The organism is Halorubrum sp. SD612, from assembly GCF_002135005.1.
Genome location: NZ_NEWI01000244.1, coordinates 1 through 2,751, shown reverse-complemented (window position 1 = coordinate 2,751; position 2,751 = coordinate 1). Strand labels below are relative to the sequence as shown.

At 69.1% G+C, this 2,751-nt stretch carries 2 protein-coding genes; both read left to right on the top strand.

Going from position 1 to position 2,751, the window contains the following annotated elements; translation table 11 throughout:
* The first annotated feature begins 591 nt into the window (after positions 1 to 591).
* Positions 592 to 1,974 carry a DNA primase gene (locus B9G38_RS15840; protein ID WP_086221014.1) on the top strand — a complete coding sequence of 461 codons (1,383 nt, stop codon included), beginning with the start codon at positions 592 to 594 and terminating at the stop codon, positions 1,972 to 1,974.
* 120 nt (positions 1,975 to 2,094) lie between these two features.
* A partial coding sequence (locus B9G38_RS15835; RefSeq protein WP_143415534.1) for an adenosylhomocysteinase occupies positions 2,095 to 2,751 on the top strand: 657 nt, incomplete at its 3' end.

The following is a 2,751-nucleotide window of genomic DNA, read 5'->3' as shown; positions in this document are numbered from 1 at the left end:
CCTACCTATGAGTGACCGCGCGGGGGCGCGTGCCTGCGAGCGGCCGCCTCCAGCGGCCGCGAGCAGCACGCGCGAGGGACGCGGTGAGCGCTCGAAGAGCGCGAACCGCGAGGCTGGGGAGGCGTGAGGCGCTGTGCTGTCCGGGGCGGGACTCAAAGGGGCAGCCGCGAGGGCGGCGCAGGTGACGCAAGGACCGCAAGGAGGGAGCGGTAGCGACCGACTGAGGACCGCAGCGAGCGTGCGCCGCCCTCGCGGCTGGGGCTTTGGAGGTGTTCGTTGTCGATCCGCTATCAACCATTTATAAGCGAACAGCTGGGGCTTTGGAGGTCATCGCCGCGAGATGGTCGCCTGCTTATAAACGAGGGAACACAACTCGGTCGAGCGCGACAGTCCCGGAGACGTATCGCGCGCGAGCGATGTCCGACCCGAAATCGGGAACGAACCCGGCACCGATCACCGTCGAAACCGCCGCGGAACCCCCGATCCACCGAAACAAACGTCTCAGCGCCGTTAACCCGGATACAAACCGAATTAAACCGCGTTAAGGGACTTCTCTTTTTATAGGGAAACAGGCGGTGGACCCGAGTGGACATGAGCGAACGCACGACAGCCATCCTACTGATCGCGGTCGTCGCGCTCGGCGCGATGACCGGCGTCGCGGCCGCCGACGGCCATCTCGAAGTGGCCGTCGACGACGCGGACGGCGAACCGACGGTCACGGTGACCGAGAACGACACCGCCGTCGAGAACGCCACGGTCGTCGTGAGCGTCGTCGACGCGGAGAACGAGTCGTACGCGGGATCGGGCGAGTACGAGACGGACGCGAACGGCACCGTCGACCTCGAAGCCCCCGAGGAGGACGTGACGGTCGAGGTCACGGCCGCCTCCGGTAACGACACCGCGTCGACGACGGTCGACCTCGAAGCCCCCGACGGGCTCGAACTCGACGTCGACGACACCGGCGGCGAGCCGGTCGTCACGGTGACCGACGACGACGAGGCGGTCGAGAACGCCTCGGTGAACGTGACGGTCGCCGACGACGAGAACGCGTCGTACGCCGGGACGGGCGAGTACGAGACCGACGCGAACGGCACCGTCGACCTCCCCGCCGCCGAGGAGGACGTGACCGTCGAGGTCACGGCGGAGTACGAGAACGCGAGCGTCTCCGAGACGGTCGAGTTCGAGGCGCCGGACGGCCTCGAAGTCGAGGTCGACGACACCGACGAGGAGCCGACGGTGACCGTGACCGACGACGACGAGCCCGTCGAGAACGCCACCGTCGTCGTCGCCCTCGCGGACGACGCCGACGAGAACGCGTCGTACGCCGGGACGGGCGAGTACGAGACCGACGCGAACGGCACGGTCGGCCTCCCCGCCGCCGAGGAGGACGTCGCCGTCGACGTGACCACGAGTTACGACGACCGCACCGCCTCGACGACGGTCGAGCTGACGGCCGGCGACGAGGACGACGCGCCCGAGGAGACGCCGTTCGGCCAGCTGATCCGCGACTTCATCGAGGACATCAGCGACCGCGAGGGCGGCATCGGCGCCGCGGTCTCGGACTTCGCCACGGAGAACAACCCCGGTAACGCCCCGGACCACGCCGGCGGCCCGGGGGGCGCCGACGACGGCGACGCCAGCGAGGAGAACGAGAGCGACGCGCCCGGGAACGTGCCCGACCACGCCGGCGGCCCCGACGGCGAGAACGACAGCGACGAGCGCGGCCCGCCGGCCCACGCCGGTCCGGGCGGTGACGACGCGGACGATGATGACGTAGACGAAGAGGACGACGACGCCGAGGACGACGACGCCGAAGAAGACGACGCCGAAGAAGACGACGCCGAGGAAGACGACGCCGAAGAAGACGACGCCGAAGAAGACGACGCCGAAGAAGACGACGCCGAAGAAGACGACGCTGAGGACGACGGCGAGCGCGGCCCGCCGGACCACGCGGGCGGCCCCGGCGGTAACTGACGACGCGGTCCGCAGCTCGGTTCGGTGACGCGGGCGACGGCCGCTGACAACCGGATCCACCCTTTCTGTGCGCACTCCGGTGTCGGCAGGGTTTAGTGCGCAGTGAGCGAACCGATACGTATGAGCGAGACCGCGTATCCGCCGGTGTCACAGCACCTCTCGGACGTCGAGGCGGCCCGGGAGGAGGGGCGCCGGAAGATGGACTGGGCGCTCCAGCACATGCCGATACTAAACGCGCTCCGCGAGGAGTTCGCCGACGAACAGCCGCTCGCGGGCGAGACGATCGCGATGGCGATGCACGTCGAGGCGAAGACCGCGAACCTCGTCGAGCTGCTCGCCGAGGGCGGCGCCGAGGTCGCGATCACCGGCTGTAACCCCCTCTCGACGCACGACGACGTGTCGGCCGCGCTCGACGCCCACGAGTCGATCACCTCCTACGCCGTCCGCGGCGTCGACGACGAGGAGTACTACGACGCGATGCACGCCTGCATCGCCCACGGTCCCACCATCACCGTCGACGACGGGATGGACATGGTGAAGCTCGTCCACGAGGAGTACCCGGACCTCGTCGACTCCATCGTCGGCGGCGCCGAGGAGACGACCACCGGCGTCGACCGCCTGCGCGCGATGGACGCCGACGGCGCGCTCGGCTACCCCGTCTTCGCCGTGAACGACACGCCGATGAAGCAGCTGTTCGACAACGTCCACGGCACGGGCGAGTCGTCGCTCGCGACCATCGCGATGACGACGAACCTCTCGTGGGGCGGCAAGAACGTC

Coding starts and splice junctions, on each gene's coding strand:
- B9G38_RS15840 (WP_086221014.1), top strand. CDS start 592: ATGAGCGAACGCACGACAGCCATCCTACTGATCGCGGTCGTCGCGCTC.